We start from the raw sequence: 488 nt of genomic DNA, 5'->3' as shown, positions 1-488 counted from the left end.
GCCATGCTGATGCTTCATCATGGCGATCGCGTTAGCTATGTTGCCAGAACGTTTTGCTGTGCCCGTTCATCTGTAGGCCGCTGGATTAACTGGTTCACATTTTATGGACTCGAAGGCCTGAAATCGCTTCCTCCCGGGCGCGGACTCCGCTGGCCGTTTGAGTCTGTTTGCACACTGTTACGTCAGTTGATTAAGCACTCGCCGGGCGATTTTGGCTATCAGCGTTCTCGCTGGAGCACCGGGCTTCCGGCAATGAAAATCAATAAGATGACAGGCTGACGTTTACATGCGTCAACGGTTCGGCGCCGGCTTCCTGCAGCCGGACTGGTCTGGCGCAGAGCTGCGCCAATTCTGCATATTCGCACCCGCACAAAGAAGAGAAAATGGCCGCTATCACAGAAGCGCTTGCCTGGTGCAGCAGCGAACATCCCGTATTTTGCGAGGATGAGGTTAAAATCCATCTCAACCCCAAAATCGGCGCAGACTGG

Annotated in this window: 1 pseudogene; it reads left to right on the top strand. The window is 54.3% G+C overall.

Annotated features, from left to right (window positions below):
- Nucleotides 1-488, top strand: a pseudogene (locus IBT46_RS27070) (IS630 family transposase); the annotation flags it as partial.

Origin of the sequence: Erwinia sp. S38 (assembly GCF_016624545.1) — a bacterium.
In the GTDB taxonomy this organism is placed as follows: Bacteria; Pseudomonadota; Gammaproteobacteria; order Enterobacterales; family Enterobacteriaceae; genus Erwinia; species Erwinia coffeiphila.
Note: the sequence above shows the minus strand (reverse complement) of the source record. Positions and strands in the feature narration are given on the sequence as shown.